This window comes from Eubacteriales bacterium, from assembly GCA_041390245.1.
GTDB lineage: Bacteria > Bacillota > Clostridia > Christensenellales > JAWKQI01 > JAWKQI01.
In genome coordinates, this window is the sequence record JAWKQI010000005.1 from 126,849 (window position 1) to 143,713 (window position 16,865).

A 16,865-nucleotide genomic window follows, 5' to 3' on the forward strand; every position below is an offset into this window, starting at 1 on the left:
TATATTTTAAGCCTCAGTTTGGCTCTTTTTCTTTTTGAGGATTAACACAATGACCCCAATTAAAAGCCCTGCAACCACTATGGCAACGGGCAACGCTATCCAAATAATGACTTTTGTATTACTTGCGGATATAGGCTCGATTTCAACGTCGGTTGCGTAATCATCATTAACACCGTCAGTTACAGATATATATTTTCCATTTTTACTCACACCTCCGTCTAAAGGAGTAAAAACGGCGAGAGATGGCTCGATTTTAATTCCGCTGTTTGCATAAACCGCCGCAGATAAAGATTTTGCCTTACCGCTTTTTGCCGTGATATATGCGGAGCCGTTTATGATGATTTTTTCGTTGGAGGAAATTCCGGCGCTAGTTTCCTCAGTTGCTTCACCGCTTTGAGCAACAATTGTACCGCCGCTTAATTCGATATCGCCTTGTGCAAAAATTGCCTTGCTGTTTTTAGCTTTAGCACTGCTGGCCTCAAGGTTACCGCCGGTCATTATAAGTTTGCCGTCGTTTTCGCCGGCATTGTCACCAACGCTTTCGCTGTCTAGGACGATGACAATTCCGAAGCTGTTATACTTCCCGCCACCAGCATTGATGGTAACATTTGCTTTTTCGCTTATTATCATATATCCATTTGTAATGCTAATGCCGCTGTTTTCACCTTCCTCTATGTCTGCGGTGCTAATGTCGACACTAGCATTACCGTTTACAATAAACGCTGCGTTGCCGAAAGAGTTCTGCATATTGACAATAATGCCGCCAACAGCCGTAACAGTTGCATCACCGCCTATGGCCAGTGTACCGCCGCTGCCGTCCTGAAAGCTCTTGTTTAAATGGATACCGCAGATGCTTTCGCTTTCGCTTGTGCCGCCGGATGCATTTACAACTGCATTATCGTCTATTAATACGTCGCCGCCTAGTGCATAAATGCCCATTGAATTAGCATAGCCGCCTTCTTCGGCGTTCTCGCGGGAAAGTTTAGCTGTACCGCCCGTCGCATTAACTGTCGTTTCAGTTCCATCTATTGTAATGCCTCCTGATTCAGAGGCAATTCCTGTAGTGCCTACATTTGTAGAAGTACCGCCGGTTGCGTTTACAGTACTTTTTCTTATCTCTATGGCGCCGATTGCGAATATTCCATAGCTAGAACCGGCCGTGCCGCCAAGTGCGGTAATTTCACCACCGCTTATTGTAATTTCACCATCATTTTTGTTTTTGCCGTTATTAGCATCCTCAGTTGTATTTGCATCTGCATATATGCCGTAGCTGACACTGTTGCTTGAGCCAGCCGTTGCACTGATACATGCGGTTTTGTTTATTGCAATTCTGCCGAACTTTGCGCAGATACCAAAAGACTGATATTCAGATGACGTACCACCGAGTGCAGTAATCTCGCCACCGCTTATAATAACCTTAGCGCCGCCGCTAGCATTATTTCCTCTGGCTAGAATGCCGCTGCTACCTTTTGCAGTAGCGCCCGTTGCGGAAACCGTACCGCCGCTTATATTAATCACGCCGCCGTAACCGTCTTCATTCATGTTAGCATAAATACCAATGGATTCATTTGATGCGTCACCGCCATCTGCGGTTATCGTGCCTCCATTTATGTCAATCGTGCCGCCATATGAGCTTATGCCGTAGCTATCTAAAGATGCGTCACCGCCTGCGGCAATCAATGTACCGTCGCCTTCTATAGACAAAGTGCCCTCTGCGTATATAGCGGAACTGGAACCAGTGCTCATATCGCTTCCGTTTATAGTATTTGTCGTCCCATCAGCAAGAACAATTTTTGAATTTGCAGGGAGATGGATGCCGTAGGTTGTCTCGTCGTTAGAAGAAACATTAATATTAACGCCGGAAAGCGTTAGCGTTTTGGGAGTTAAATTTGTGTCATAAGACCAGCCCTGCACCGTATTTGTGTAAATGCCGTCATCTAAAGTTACATCGTCTTCTGCTGCTAAAGCCCTAAGCGCGGCAGTGTTGTATAAATTAAGTGTTGTTGTACGTTCAGATGAAGCAGTAGCCTCAACTTGTGCTAATGCCGGAGAAGAAATTTGTGGCATTGTGATGAAGATCATCGTAAATACAAGCAAAACAGACAATAGTTTTTTCACTGCTTAAAGACTCCTGGTTTATTAAATTTAGGTTATTTTAAGGGCTAACCAATAAGCCCAAAGTACTTTTGTTTAATTGAATTTAAGAATATCAAATTTCCTAATATTATACCATATACACGATACTATATATACAATTATGCAAAACAATATTGTTAACTTTTATATATTATCGTATCATTAAAGAGAGTGCTGCTTCCGTTACGGAAGTAAAGCAGATAAAACAAAAAAGCTCCTGTATAGGGCTTTTTAAATATGCTAATAAAAAAATACCGCGAACTTTTTTAAGTTAGTTCGCGATATTGGCTGCAGGCACTGCCTGCTGGTAGCGGCGGTGGGATTCGAACCTACGACACTCCGGGTATGAACCGAATGCTCTAGCCAACTGAGCTACGCCGCCATAACGCGATAATTCGCCAACTATTGTAAGCTGACGAATCATCTATAAGATTGGTTGCGGGGGAAGGATTTGAACCAACGACCTCCGGGTTATGAGCCCGACGAGCTACCAGACTGCTCTACCCCGCGACGTTTTGCCGCTATTAAAGCGGCAAAATATATTGTATTATATTTTCACATAAAAGTCAACTTATTTCACCCGTTTAAATTATATTTTATGCAGGACATTTTAGTTTATTCTTCTCACCTTTAAGTATAGGGGAGAGCTTTTTATAGATAACAATTGTTATTATCACACTTAAAAGCCCTTTGATAAATGTAAACGGCAGGTTAAACATTAAAAGCGCATCCCATAAGGTATTGACAGATGGATTGAATACCTGATATGCAGATATAATAGTCTCCATTGGCATAAATGCAGTGTATATAGGATATACGATGTAGTAGTTTGAAAATAAACTAACGATAGCCATTGTAGCGGCCCCGACTAAGGAACCGATAAGTGCGCCTTTTTTGGATTTCATCTTTTCATAGATAAGGCCTGCCGGCAATACAAAGCATACACCTAAGATGAAGTTAGACAGTTCGCCAACTCCGCCGGAAGTAGTAAAAAGCAAGTGTATCAAGTTTTTGATAAAGCATACTGAAACACCGCTTAAAGGCCCGAGGGAGAAAGTTGCTATAAGGGCGGGAAGCTCTGAAAAGTCCATCTTAATAAAAGACGGGATCAGCGGAACGCTGAATTCCAGTACCATAAGTATTGCTGCGATTGCAGACAGCATACCTGTCATTGTGATTTTTCTGATTTTTTTACTGCTCATTTTTTCCTCCTAATAACCAAGGGGTCATTTAGATGTAAATTTTAAATAAAAAAACCTCAGATAAAAATCCGAGGCAAATAATTCTCTAAAACACATCTTCTTTCATCCAGACTTTAACTGTCGGCAATGGAATCACACCATTTCAGCTTCACGCTCGCGGGCTAGCATATATGCATTACCGCCGATCGGGAATTTCACCCTGCCCCGAAGTTCATTTATTAATTTATATTTAAAATATCACAAAAGGACTTTAAAATCAACTGTAATTTTTAATTAAATATCCTTCCAAATTATCACTGTCGCTAACGACGATCTCGTTTAGATTTAAAGAGTGCATGACAGATATAAGTATTATTGCTCCAAAGGGAATGATATCAGCACGCGACTTTTCAAGGCCTACTATATTATACCGCTGCTCAATTGTAGTAGACGTTAAAAGATCTGCCATCTCTTCAATCTCGTCAAGCTTTAAACAAAGCCCATGTACTTTTGATGCATCGTAATCTGCTATTTTTAACTTCATGGTGCAAAGCGTGGTTGCAGTTCCACTTATGCCGTATACAGGAAGAACGGGGGTAAGCAAGTTAAGTTCAGAAAAAAATTCATGAGCCATTTCCGCACATTCATCGTATACGCTTTTGCCAATTTTGTCTGCATCAGGGTACTTATATAGCCATCGTACCACGCCGGCTTGGAAGCTCTTTGAATAGTTGAGCACGCCATTTTCACCGAATATGATTTCAGTGGACCCGCCGCCTATATCGATTATTCCACCAGTACCGTTTTTACCGACCGCTCCTAAAAAACCCAGTTTGGCTTCTGCAGCCCCGGAAATAATTTCTATGTTAAGGCCGGTTTCATTAAAAACAGTTTGAAGGAATCCTTTTTTGTTTTTAGCGTCTCTAACTGCGCTTGTCCCAAAGCAGATTATCTTGTCTGCATTTAGTGACTGTGCTTTATCGCGGAATTTTAAAAGGGCATCTATTGCACGCTTGGTTGCAGCATCGGTAATCATACCGTCTAATATCCCTTCGCCTAAGCGTACCAATAAAAGCTCTTTACTAAATACATTAAAGCCTGATAAAGCCTTATCTGCTATCATCATTCTAATGGTATTTGTACCTATATCAATAATTGCGTATCTCATTGCTTAAAACGTTATAAATATCAAAAAAAGATAAAAAATACTTATACCACTTTCATGATTCTTTAAATTTTATTTCACCCTCCATTATCCAGCCCAATTTTTCCCTTGCAACTTTTTCAATGTATTCATTTGAAGTTACATAAGAAATATTTTCCTCGGAAAATTGGTTTTCAATTACGGCTTCTTCTTTTTGTTCGGTAAGTGTGGCTATTTCTTCGTTTTGAGACCTTATAAGCGTTTCCTGGTTAAAAAACACAATAGCAGCATATACTGCACACAAAAACAGCAAAAAGAATTTAAATCTGGGTGATACTTTTCTTTTTTTTGCTATAGACATATAAAAAACCTCTTTTATACGCTAGTATATATATACTATTACCGTTTTTCACTAATAAGTCAATTACGTTTTGGGGTTTTTAATAAAAAGTTTGATAATTTTGGTAAAAATACTGTTAAATACTCTGGATATACTTAAGCTATACATTAAAAATCCTGCTACATAACCTAAGACCACATAAAATCTGAGTTCACCGGAACTTGTTATATATGAAACATATATGAAAATTAAAACGGCAGTCGCCGCAAACAATGTATCAAAGATAGCTGTAGTTATTTTTTTAGATAAAAAAATACGACGGAGAATCCGGTAAAATTCGTATGCCAAACCCGCAATAATTCCACCGTAAACCGCAACAAGAAAAATATAAAACTGGCTTTCGTAAAGAGACATTTATCCCTCCGTTATCTAAAGACTTTTGAGAAAAATCCACGGTTACGCCGCTCTTCGTGGTCACTGTAATCTAAAGACTGTATAACGCCGTCTATAATAAGCTGGCCTTCCTCTAAGTTTAGCCTGTTTATATGTAGATCTTCACCATTTATGGTTATTGCTCCGCAGGTCGTTATGAATATTATTTCATTTTCGTTAAAACTGTCTACGTCTAAAACTCCGGTGACATTTGCACGTTCACGCGAATCAATGGTCACCTTATGTGATTTGTCCGATATGCGCTTGACCTCGTCCTCTTTTAGCATAGCTTTCTCCTTTTTGTACTTTTTATATTATAGATGTATACGTATAATTAAATTTAAATATGCTAAATTATTGACTTTAAAAGTCAATAATTATATTATTAAATGAAGCTAAAAAAGCTTTTAAAAATTAAAGAAAGATTTGAGAGTTTTTATGAAAAGGATATTGTTATTTTTATTGTCGATAGCATTGCTTTTTTCAATAACCGCGTGCGGCAGTGAAGAAGAGCCGCAGACCTCAGCTACTCAAACTCAAGAACCAGAGCCTTCGGTAACAGTAGAGGCGGGTTCGCCAACTACGGGGCTTCCAGGTAATACAGAATATAAGCCGGTTGCAGTAATGATAGAAAACTCATCCGCTGCACGTCCGCAGACCGGTATACAGGCAGCGGACATAGTATATGAAGCACCGGTGGAATCTTCTATAACACGCTTTATGTGCATATTTAACGATAACTATCCGGAAGTGGTAGGGCCGGTACGTTCTGCACGTATTTACTATATAAAATGGCAGCAGGAATGGGATGCGGCTTTTGTGCATTACGGCGGGCCGCAGGATGAAGGAAGAGAGTCCTACATATACGGAGACAATGCAGCCAGTGTTAAAGTCCGTATTAATGGTGTTTGGGGAAGGGACTCTAAATTTTTCTGGAGATCATCTGCCAGGAGCGCCCCGCATAATGCATATACAAATGTTGCAGTAGATGTAGGGCAGATCGATTATACACAAGTAGCCTTAAATACGCTTCTGTTTTCAAGTACAAAAGATTATGGCACGTCTACGGCAACGAGAATAGGGATACCGTTTTCTTCATCTAACAAGTATTTTGTTGAATATAATTATGATAGCGGCAAAGACGTTTATGTAAGAAGCATGAGCGGTAAAAAATTTACAGATGCAGCTACGGGAAATGCGGTGGAAGTTACAAATGTTATCGTGCAATATGCAAATGTCTATGTTATAAAAAATGACAGCGGCGGCAGAAAAAATATAGACTTGGTCGGTGAAGGCAAGGCGGAGTTTTTTATCGGTGGTAAACATATCACGGGAACATGGAAGAAGACGAGCTACGACTCCGGCACTGTATTTTATGATGACAACGGTAAGCAGATAGAACTTCATCCGGGGAATACCTGGATACATATTCAGCCTGATACTAATACAATAGTGTTTAGTTAAAAATAAAAAAGAGCGGTTAAGTAACCGCTCTTTTTTAAATCTCTTATTTTTTTATATAGACTTTTTCAATTTGATTTACAAAAGTATAATGGAAATCTGCTTCCGGATAAAGCTGCGGTATTATCGACTTATCTATAAAGCACTCTTCATCCAAGCGCTGGCAATACAGCTTTCTGACAAATATGACAATCTTTGATTCGGCGAAATACGGCGGATCTCCTAAAAGAGTAAAGCCACATTTGGCTATCTTGTCTTCATCTCTGCCGGAGACAGTTCCACAGTAATTCATGTCTTTTCTATGGCCGTCTTCTAAAAAATTAAGGGTAAAGCGGTCTGTGCTGTTTACAAATTCCAAAGTATATCGCTGCGGGCGTATATAACATACTGCAACAGGGCGGCGCCATAAAATACCGTAGCATCCCCAGGCCGCTGTCATTGTATTGATTTTTCCGTCTGGTTTTTTAGCTGTTATAAGCATCCAGTCTTTATCCATGAGTGAAAATACATTGCCGGTTAACTCACTAGGCGGTATTTCAACAAAGTTATTTTCCATTTTCTTTTCCTCCTTTAAATTTTCAGCTCATAATAAGATATGAGTTTATAAACGGCTCTATGTCGCCATCCATCACTGCGCGGATATTCCCGTTTTCAGTACCTGTTCTATGGTCTTTGACCAAAGTGTACGGGTGGAAGACATAAGAGCGGATTTGGCTGCCCCATTCTATTTTTTTGACTTCGCCTTTCAAATCTTTCATTTCTTTAATGCGTTCTTCTTCGCGTTTTTCCAAAAGCTTTGATTTTAGCATTTTCATAGCCGTCTCTTTATTTTGTATCTGCGAGCGTTCATTTTGGCACTGGACTACTATTCCAGTTGGCAGATGGGTTATCCTGATTGCGGAATCCGTCTTGTTAACGTGCTGGCCGCCAGCACCGGAAGCCCTGTATGTATCTATCCTTAGGTCATCTGTATCTATTTCTATGTCTTCATCATCCTCTATTTCAGGCATAACGTCAAGAGATGCAAAAGAGGTATGGCGCCTCTTAGCCGCATCGAAAGGGGATATCCTGACTAAGCGGTGCACTCCTTTTTCTGCACGCAGGTAACCATAGGCATTGAGGCCTTCAACCATAAATGTAACGCTTTTTATGCCTGCTTCGTCGCCGTCTAAATAGTCTAGCACTTTAACGGTAAAGCCTTTTTTCTCGCAGTACCTTAGATACATTCGGTATAACATAGAGACCCAGTCTTGTGCTTCGGTCCCGCCGGCTCCTGCATGCAAAGACAGTATCGCATTACAGTAGTCATATTTCCCGGACAAAAAGGATTTAAGCCTAATATCCTCAACTTCGACTAAAAGAGAAGTAATTTCCTCTTCACATTCTTTTAACATGCCCTCTTCGCCTTCTTCTTCTGAAAGCTCAAGCAGGGTTTTTACATCTTCAAGCCTTTTAGTTAGGGCACTGAATGAATTTATCTTATCTTCGAGGGGTTTTATGTGTTTATTGACTCGGGAAGCATTTTCTATGTCTTCCCAAAAGCCTTCTTGGTTCATTTGCTCCTTTAGGCCGTCTAGCTCTTGCTGAAGTCTAGGCAGGTCAAAGTGAATCACCTGCCTCTTTTAGCATTTGATCGGCTTTGTTAAGTGAAGCATAAAGTTCGTCTAGCTGTATCAAAGTATCACATCCTTATTCGTTTCTTCCGCAGCAATTTTTATATTTTTTCCCGCTTCCGCAGGGGCAAAATTCGTTTCTGCCTATTTTTCTTTTGCCTGTAGCTGCAGTATTTTTTGAAGCAGTATTTTCGCTTGGAGCCGAGGTAGACGTTGCAGTTGCAACAGCCTTTCTCTCAGGGACCTTTCTAACGGTAACCCCATAGATTGCGTTAACAGTTTCTTCTTGTATATTTTTAATCATTTCATCGAACATATCGAAGCTTTCCATACGGTATTCGACCAGCGGATCTCTTTGGCCGTAAGCGCGTAGCCCTATGCCCTGTCTTAACTGATCCATAGAATCTATGTGGTCCATCCATCTAGAATCTACAGAACGAAGCATCACTATACGTTCTATATCGCGCATATTGAATCCGGAATCGATAAATTCTTTTTCTCTTTGTTCATACAAATCTGAAGCCGCTTTTAAGATTCGTTCTTTTAATTCCTCGTGGGTCAAAGAGACAACTTCGTCTTCCGTATATAAATTTAGCTCTTTAACATGAAATAGCCTTGATAAATATTCTGCTAAAGATGTTAAGTTCCATTCTTCCGGATAAGAATTTGGCGGGCAATATAAATCAAGAGAATTATCCACTAAAGTTTCTATCATATCGAGTATATTATTTTTAACTTCTTCGCCTGTCAGAACTTGCCGACGCTGGATGTATATTATCTCACGCTGTTTGTTCATAACGTCGTCGTAATTTAATACGTTGCGCCTTATATCAAAGTTTTTAGATTCTATCCGTTTTTGGGAGTTTTCTATTTGCTTTGTAAGCATTTTAAACTCAAGGGGCATAGTACCGTCAGGGTCTATCCTGGACATAAGCATCTTTATACGTTCACCGCCAAACAGGCGCATCAAGTCGTCTTCCAATGATATGTAAAATTTAGATTTCCCCGGGTCGCCCTGCCTTCCGCTTCTGCCTCTAAGCTGGTTGTCTATACGGCGGCTTTCATGCCGTTCTGTTCCGATTATGTAAAGCCCGCCTAAATCAACGACTTTATTATGGTCGGTATCTGTTTGAGCTTTAAATTTATCTAAGTAATTTTCATAAGATTTTTTGATATTTATTAGCTCTTCGTCTGTTATTTCGTTAAAGGAAAGCGCTTTTTCTATAAGTTCCGGGTCTATACCTTCACGCCTTAGTTCAAGTTTCGCCATAGCTTCCGGATTGCCGCCAAGTATAATATCGGTTCCGCGGCCTGCCATGTTAGTTGCTATTGTAACGGTATTTAATTTACCCGCCTGCATGACTATTTCCGCTTCTTTTTCATGGTACTTGGCATTTAAGACCTGGTGTGAGACACCGCGATGGGCCAGTTTTTTACTAAGTATTTCACTGTTTTCAACAGAAACGGTACCAACCAAAATAGGCTGGCCAGTACTATGCACTCTAGATATCTCATCTACGACGGCATCGAACTTTGCGTTCTCAGTTGCATAGACTATATCGTTTAGATCGTTCCTGATCATTGGTTTGTGTGTTGGTATCTCTATAACATTTAGGTTGTAAATATCATTGAACTCGTCTTCTTCTGTCTTTGCCGTACCTGTCATTCCTGCTAGCTTTTTATACATCCTGAAATAGTTTTGGAATGTTATAGTAGCAAGTGTTTTAGATTCATTTTTGACGTGGACGTTTTCCTTTGCTTCGATAGCCTGATGAAGCCCGTCTGAATAACGCCTGCCTGTCATTAAACGCCCTGTAAATTCGTCTACTATTATTATCTGGTTATCTACGACGACATAGTCCCTGTCTTTATGCCAGAGGCGGTTTGCCTTAAGAGCCTGTGTAATGTGGTGGTTTAGCTCTGTATTTTCTATGTCGTTTAGGTTTTCTACCTTAAAGAAAGATTCTGCTTTTTTAATACCGTCGTCTGTTAAATTAATAGTGCGCTGTTTTTCATCAGAGGTATAGTCTACTTCATCTTTTAATGACTTAACGAATTTGTTTGCAAGGGTATACATCTCCGTAGATTTATCTCCTCGGCCGGAAATTATAAGAGGGGTTCTGGCTTCGTCTATCAAAATAGAGTCTACTTCGTCTACTATCGCATAATTTAATGGGCGCTGAACCATACGCTCTTTGTATATGACCATGTTGTCACGCAAATAGTCGAACCCGAATTCGTTGTTTGTTCCATAGGTTATATCACAGGCATATGCTTTTTGCCTGGATGAAGCATCCATATCTTTTAATATAAGGCCTACGCTGTAACCTAAGAAGGTATAAATTTTTCCCATCCATTCAGAGTCTCTTTTTGCAAGATAATCGTTTACCGTAACTAAGTGTACGCCTTCTCCGGATAATGCATTTAAACATATTGGAAGGGTAGCGACAAGTGTTTTTCCTTCGCCTGTTTTCATCTCGGCTATATTTCCGTTATGAAGTGCAATTCCTCCTAAAATCTGGACATAATAGTGCTTCATATTTAAAATACGCCAGGAAGCCTCCCGCACTTGAGCAAAGACTTCAGGTAAAAGAGAATCAAGAGTTTCTCCCTTTGAATAACGTTCCCTAAATTCCGCTGTCTTAGCGGCTAGTTCAGCGTTTGAGAGTTTTTCAAATTGTGGTTCTAAGGTTATTACCTTATCGGCCTGACGTCTAAGCGGCCTTAATTGCAACTCGCTAGATGGCGAAAGCAGTTTTTCAAAAAGTCCCATTTTATCACCTCTTTATTTAGATAAAGACTTTATTATTTTATCAGCATTAATAAATTTATTCAATTAAATTAAGCTTATTTAACTATTTATTTAAAATATTAAAGCTATCTTTTGAGCCTTTTAATCATTTCTTTATCTTCGCTGCTTACTCTAAAGGATTCGCAGGTTTTTTGGATTGTTTTATTATGCGTAAAATCATCCAGTTCATTATTTTCAAGTAAAGATAAAGTTTTGCCCCGAAATTTAACAAAACAAATGGATAGAGCCCAGGCCACAGCCATTTTGACATAGTATCCTTCGTGTTTAATATTGTTAAGGGTTTTTAATATAAAATCTATATGCTCTTCGTCAATGAAACTGCTTATAAGCATAACTATGAAAAAACGCAGTTCAAATTCTTCTTTGGAAGGTAGGTACCCGCAAATGAAATTAAAAACTTTTTGCTTTTCATTTTCGCTTGGTTTAAAACTGGAACAAAAAGTATCGCATACCGCCCAGTTGTTTATTTTATTGACAAAGCCCAAAGTATATTTTAACCTTTCGTCTATATCGGTTTTTGCATATGATATTACTATGCCTTGGAGCAAAAGTTCTTCGTGAGAATCATCTGATACTACTGCTAAAAAACCTCGCCAATCACTTTTTATTATTTCTTTAGCTATAAGGCGCAGTTTTGGCAGGGAAACACCGTATATTTTAACCGGCGAAGGAATAAGTTTTTCTGTAAACTTTTTATACTTATCGTCGCTTAAAGAGGAAAGTTTTAATAATAAATTTTGGTATTGCACTAAAGTAAACTCCATATTTTAAGCACCCTTATATATCGATTTTATGTATTAAACTTATACTTTGCATTTTAGCATAGTATAAAATAAATTCATATATAATTAAGGGGTAAAAAAAGCGCTTTTAAAGCGCTTTTTTGTTTATAGCATATTAATTTATACTTTTGAAGGTTTTAATAACCCTAAGTTCCCGTCTTTTCTTAAGTAAAGTACGTTTACGTCTTGTGTATCGTCTGACACAAAGGCGAAGAACTGGTGCCCCAGCATTTCCATTTGCATAATGGCTTCATCTAAACTCATTGGTTTAGACGGGAAAGTTTTTGTTTTAACGACTTGTAAATCGTCTTCTTTGATTTCTTCGTTACTAAAAATAGGTTCAATGTTTTTAAGGCTTCCGCTTTGATAGCGTTTTTCAAGCTTAGTCCTATGTTTGATTATCTGGCGCTCCATCTTTTTTAAAGCGCCATCAATTGAGGCATACATATCTCCAGTTACTTCTTCGCCGCGAAGTACAAGCCCTCCGTATGTAATTGTTATTTCTACGATGTGCCTGCTCCGTTGTATTGACATAGTTACATGGGCTTCCGCTTCCTTAGGAAAATAACGGTCAAGACGTTTGACTTTTTTATTGATTGTGTTACTAAGGTAATCGGAAACCTCCATTCCTTTGCTATTGATAATGATACGCATAACTTAGGCCTCCTTTTAAAGTGAATTTATATGGATTATTTCCATATAAATCTAAAAATATATAATTATTTAAAAATTATACTTTAAGAAAAGAATATGATTTATATTTAAATTATATTTAAATTTGATTAAAAAAGCAATTAAATATTTGTAACCTTTAAGTTAATAAAGGGTGGGAAAAGCATAAAACAATTACTTGTTTTGCACCGGATATAAGGAGTGTTTTAGCGCATTCATAAGCAGTGGAACCGGTTGTAACTGTATCGTCTATCAAGAGTATGTTGGGTGGCAGAGAAGGCCTTTTAGCGGTAAAGGCATTTTTTACGTTAATCTTTCTTTCCTCATGGTTTAGCCTTGTCTGCGTTTTTGTATTAACCGTTCTGACAAGCATAGTTTCAAAAGGAAGGCTAAGTTTTTTTGCCAGGTGTTTTGCAATTAGCTGAGATTGGTCGAACCCTCTTTTTCTAAGCTTTGCCTTATGAAGGGGGACATAGGTAACAGCATCGGCAGATAAGTTGTTATTAAGGCATAAGCTAAACATTATGTCTGATATTTCTCGGGCAAGATATCTTTTGCCGTTATATTTATAGTTATGCAGCATATCCTTGACCGGCTGGTTAAAGTGATATACGGCAAAAAGGCTGGTGTTTTTATCTTCGCTTATTTTACCAACAGGAACAAGAAGTTCTTTGCAGTTCTTGCATGCGTGGGTTTTAGGGTCTATATCCGTTTCGCTGCCGCAGTAAATACAATATGGATAAGAAGCACAAAAGAGATATTCAAATGCTTTTTTAAGGATATTCATAAATTTTCCCTTCAGGCAAGTATTTTATTTAATTCATTAAGCTCCAACCTAAGTGAAGTGACGCGGCGATGCGTATCTACGTTATTTACCATATGTTTTATACAATCCTCAATGCCTATTATTATCAATTTGTTTTTCGCGCGCGTTATTGCAGTATAAAGCAGGTTCCTTGTAAAAAAGTCACTTTTTGAAAACAGCAAAGGAAGTATGACTGTATCAAACTCGCTGCCCTGGGATTTATGGACAGTAATTGCATAAGAATGCTCAAGTTCATTTAATTCGTTTATATCGTATTGGGCTTCGCGTTCAGAATCGAAGAGTATGTGCAGTTTTTGATCCAGGGTATCGATACTTATTATCCGCCCCATCTCTCCGTTGAATATCCCAGAAGATTTGACTGAGATATTATTTTTGTTTAAGCAAGTCCACTCTTTTGAATAATTGTTTTTTATCTGCATCACTTTGTCGCCTTCGCGAAAAGTGGTAGACCCGTAAGTGATTTCAGTTAAAGTGCTTTTTGCCGGATTTAAATAATTACGCAGCAGTTCGTTTAAATTAACGCAGCCAAGGGCGCTTCTTTTAATAGGGGTTATGATCTGGATATCTGTGCCCTTAGCCTTGGATATTTCGTTTAAAAGTGTGTCTATTGCGGCAGTTGAATTAGGCACCTTTAAAAATACAAATTCCTTGTTGGATTTAAGGTTGGGTAAAAGTCCTTCATTAACTGCATGGGCGGCGGTTACTATATCGCCTCTTCCGTCCTGGCGGTAAAAGTGGGTTAGTTTATTCGTATTGAATATCCCGCTTGAAATGATATCTGAAAGCACGTTGCCCGGGCCTACGGACGGGAGCTGGTCGCTGTCGCCGACTATTATTAGGCGGCTGCCGTCTTTTATTGCTTTAAGCAGTGAGCGAAATAAAAATATGTCTATCATAGAAGCTTCGTCCACTACTATGACTTCGGCATCGAGGGGGTTTTCCTCGTTCCTTGAAAATATAGGATAATCTTCGTCGGAAGAAAAATCGTATTCTAGTAAACGGTGTATGGTTTTAGCTGCCCTTCCAGTAGTTTCTTCCATGCGTTTAGCCGCCCTGCCTGTAGGGGCGCAAAGGGCAACTGTCACACCGGACCTTTCAAGTATGTTTATTATCGCGTTTAATATAGTTGTCTTTCCGGTTCCAGGCCCGCCGGTTATTATAGTCACGTTGTTGCTGACGGCGAAAACCACTGCATTTTTTTGCTCTCGTGAAAGAGTTATGTCCTTGATGCTGTCTTTTAACTTTTTGTCAAAATCCGAAATATCTATTTTAGACGGGCTTTTTAAAATGGATATGAGGCGGTTTGATATGTCTGCCTCGGTTATATAGCAATAAGATAAAAATACCATTTGCTTTCCTAGGTATTCTTTCATGGATAAGTCGCCGTTTACTAAAAGCTCATTTATTGAAGATAAGATTTCCTCTTCGTTTAGTATCTTTAAGATACGGCCGCATTCTCTTTTGATATAAGTTAAAGGCAAGCAGGTATGCCCTTGTTCCATACCGGATTTAAGCACGTGTTTTATCCCGCTTTGTATCCTAAAGGGCGAATCAAAGTTTATGCCTATATTTGATGCTATCTTGTCTGCTTTTTCAAAGCCGATATCCCGCACACTGTCAATCAGGATATAGGGGTTTTGGCGGATAGTTGCAATAGTAGTATCGCCTAAAACCTCATATATCTTTATTGCTTGGTTGGTGGAGATGCCCATCTCCTGCAGCCAGATTATTATGTTTTGTACGTTTGAATGGGCTATGACACTCTTGCTTATATTTAAAGCAATGGGTTTGCTTATGCCTTTTATCTCAGTTAAAAGCTCTGGATCGTTTTTTATGATATTAAAAGTATCTAATTTAAAACGTTCAACTATACGGTCTGCTAAAACTTCGCCTACGCCTTTAATAAGCCCGCTTGACAAGTAATATTTAATACCATCTAAGTTTTCGGGAAGGCTGCTTTCGTATATATCTACTTTAAACTGGCTCCCAAAGGTTTTATGCTCTGCCCAGTTACCGCGTAGGCGAACGAACTCACCCGGTTTTAAAAAAGAGAGTTTGCCGACGGCAGTTATAAGTTCGCCATTTACATCGAGGTCTATGACCGTATAACCGTTTTCATAGTTTGTATATATTATATTTACAACGCTACCTTCAATATTTATCAATAGATCCTCTTTTTAATCTTATTAACTAGATCAGTTTTTTCCCAAGGAAGATCTAACTCTTTTCTTCCGAAATGGCCATAGGAAGCTATCTGGCGATAAATCGGGCGGCGTAAGTCAAGCGATTCTATAATAGCCTGCGGGCGCCAATCGAATGCCTCCGTTATTGCCTTTGCAATACGGTCATCAGGGACAACGCCTGTCCCAAATGTATTAACAAAAATAGATACGGGGTTTGCAACGCCGATAGCATACGCGACTTCTATCTCGCAGCTTTTAGCAAGATTCGCGGCGACTATGTTTTTGGCTACATATCTGGCAGCGTAGGTTGCGCTTCTGTCCACTTTTGTAGGGTCTTTCCCTGAAAAAGATCCACCCCCATGGCGGGCATACCCTCCGTATGTATCGACTATAATTTTGCGCCCCGTTAATCCGCTGTCTCCCTGCGGGCCGCCTATAACAAAACGCCCTGTTGGGTTTATTAAGATAATCGTATCATCGTCTATCAATTTTGCCGGGACAACTTCTTTTATTACATGTTTTATTAAGTCGGCATGCAGCTGACTGATGGTAACACTTTCAGAGTGCTGTGCAGACAATACTATCGTATGCACCCTAAGCGGTACGCCGTATTCATCGTATTCAACTGTGACCTGGGATTTCCCGTCTGGCCTTAAATAACCAAGGATATTTTGCTTCCTTACATATGAAAGCCGCTTTGTCAGTGCGTGTGCCAGCATTATTGGCAGCGGCATCAATTCTTCTGTCTCGTCGCAGGCATATCCGAACATCATGCCTTGGTCTCCTGCGCCTAGATTTTTGTCTTGCCCGCGTTTTTCCTCCAGAGAATTATTGACGCCAAGAGCTATGTCGCTTGATTGTTCTTCTATGCTTGAGATTATCCCGCATGTATCGGCATCCAGGCCGTACTCCGCATTGGTAAAACCGATTTCTCTAATAGTTCTGCGTACTACTTTTTGTATTTCAACATAACAATTTGTCGTTATTTCGCCCATAACCCAAACAAGCCCTGTCTTAATAGCTGTTTCACAGGCAACACGGGCGTTTAAGTCGTCTTTTAAAATTTCATCTAATATGGCATCGGATATCTGGTCGCATATTTTATCAGGATGTCCTTCTGTCACAGATTCTGATGTAAAAAGTTTGTTCATTTTCTGTTTGTTTCCTTCCGTTTAATAAGCTATAATCCTAAATAATTATATAACTTAATGTTTATAAAAGCAAACTGCTTAGGCCATATTTTACAATATGATAATCAAAGAGAAAAGGTTGTTTTAAGTGGC

Annotated in this window: 14 protein-coding genes, 2 tRNA genes, 1 pseudogene and 1 riboswitch; of the genes and pseudogenes, 1 reads left to right on the plus strand and 16 read right to left on the minus strand. The window is 39.3% G+C overall.

Going from position 1 to position 16,865, the window contains the following annotated elements:
* Positions 1-6 precede the first annotated feature (6 nt).
* The 8 genes from R2876_07285 to yabP all read right to left on the minus strand — a co-directional run bounded on the left by R2876_07285 (position 7) and on the right by yabP (position 5,520).
* Positions 7-2,118 (minus strand): hypothetical protein, encoded by a 2,112-nt coding sequence (locus tag R2876_07285; GenBank protein ID MEZ4358402.1) that lies wholly within the window; start codon positions 2,116-2,118, stop codon positions 7-9.
* 323 nt (positions 2,119-2,441) lie between these two features.
* A tRNA-Met gene (locus R2876_07290) sits at positions 2,442-2,518 on the minus strand.
* A 51-nt stretch (positions 2,519-2,569) separates the two neighbouring features.
* A tRNA-Met gene (locus tag R2876_07295) sits at positions 2,570-2,646 on the minus strand.
* Positions 2,647-2,732: 86 nt separating this feature from the next.
* Positions 2,733-3,338, minus strand: a complete 606-nt coding sequence (locus R2876_07300) for an ECF transporter S component (protein ID MEZ4358403.1) — start codon at positions 3,336-3,338, stop codon at positions 2,733-2,735.
* 90 nt (positions 3,339-3,428) lie between these two features.
* Positions 3,429-3,554: riboswitch (FMN riboswitch) on the minus strand.
* A gap of 40 nt (positions 3,555-3,594) precedes the next feature.
* Positions 3,595-4,485: a hypothetical protein gene (locus R2876_07305; GenBank protein ID MEZ4358404.1), complete on the minus strand. Its 891-nt coding sequence runs from the start codon at positions 4,483-4,485 to the stop codon at positions 3,595-3,597.
* Between the two features lie 52 nt (positions 4,486-4,537).
* Entirely contained in the window at positions 4,538-4,822 is a 285-nt protein-coding gene (locus R2876_07310) for a septum formation initiator family protein (protein ID MEZ4358405.1), read from the minus strand.
* Between the two features lie 63 nt (positions 4,823-4,885).
* Positions 4,886-5,215, minus strand: a complete 330-nt coding sequence (gene yabQ, locus R2876_07315; GenBank protein ID MEZ4358406.1) for a spore cortex biosynthesis protein YabQ — start codon at positions 5,213-5,215, stop codon at positions 4,886-4,888.
* A gap of 11 nt (positions 5,216-5,226) precedes the next feature.
* Positions 5,227-5,520, minus strand: a complete 294-nt coding sequence (gene yabP, locus R2876_07320; GenBank protein MEZ4358407.1) for a sporulation protein YabP — start codon at positions 5,518-5,520, stop codon at positions 5,227-5,229.
* A gap of 151 nt (positions 5,521-5,671) precedes the next feature.
* Here yabP and R2876_07325 point away from each other — a divergent pair, with 151 nt between their 5' ends.
* Entirely contained in the window at positions 5,672-6,697 is a 1,026-nt protein-coding gene (locus tag R2876_07325; protein MEZ4358408.1) for a DUF3048 domain-containing protein, read from the plus strand.
* A gap of 43 nt (positions 6,698-6,740) precedes the next feature.
* Here R2876_07325 and R2876_07330 read toward each other — a convergent pair whose 3' ends face one another.
* From R2876_07330 to metK, 8 genes and pseudogenes are all read right to left on the minus strand, one after another.
* The gene (locus tag R2876_07330) at positions 6,741-7,250 is read right to left on the minus strand and encodes a flavin reductase family protein (GenBank protein MEZ4358409.1); all 510 of its coding nucleotides are present in this window, start codon (positions 7,248-7,250) and stop codon (positions 6,741-6,743) included.
* A 22-nt stretch (positions 7,251-7,272) separates the two neighbouring features.
* Positions 7,273-8,371: pseudogene (gene prfB / locus R2876_07335) on the minus strand (peptide chain release factor 2).
* 12 nt (positions 8,372-8,383) lie between these two features.
* Positions 8,384-11,080: a preprotein translocase subunit SecA gene (secA, locus tag R2876_07340; GenBank protein MEZ4358410.1), complete on the minus strand. Its 2,697-nt coding sequence runs from the start codon at positions 11,078-11,080 to the stop codon at positions 8,384-8,386.
* A gap of 104 nt (positions 11,081-11,184) precedes the next feature.
* Positions 11,185-11,883 carry a DNA alkylation repair protein gene (locus R2876_07345; GenBank protein ID MEZ4358411.1) on the minus strand — a complete coding sequence of 233 codons (699 nt, stop codon included), beginning with the start codon at positions 11,881-11,883 and terminating at the stop codon, positions 11,185-11,187.
* A 138-nt stretch (positions 11,884-12,021) separates the two neighbouring features.
* A complete protein-coding gene (gene raiA, locus R2876_07350) occupies positions 12,022-12,555 on the minus strand; it encodes a ribosome-associated translation inhibitor RaiA (GenBank protein ID MEZ4358412.1) in 534 nt (177 codons plus the stop codon).
* Positions 12,556-12,712: 157 nt separating this feature from the next.
* Positions 12,713-13,360 carry a ComF family protein gene (locus tag R2876_07355; protein ID MEZ4358413.1) on the minus strand — a complete coding sequence of 216 codons (648 nt, stop codon included), beginning with the start codon at positions 13,358-13,360 and terminating at the stop codon, positions 12,713-12,715.
* Between the two features lie 11 nt (positions 13,361-13,371).
* Entirely contained in the window at positions 13,372-15,564 is a 2,193-nt protein-coding gene (locus tag R2876_07360) for an ATP-dependent RecD-like DNA helicase (protein MEZ4358414.1), read from the minus strand.
* Positions 15,561-16,733 carry a methionine adenosyltransferase gene (metK, locus tag R2876_07365; GenBank protein ID MEZ4358415.1) on the minus strand — a complete coding sequence of 391 codons (1,173 nt, stop codon included), beginning with the start codon at positions 16,731-16,733 and terminating at the stop codon, positions 15,561-15,563. Before metK ends, R2876_07360 begins: the two co-directional genes overlap by 4 nt.
* Positions 16,734-16,865: the final 132 nt, after the last annotated feature.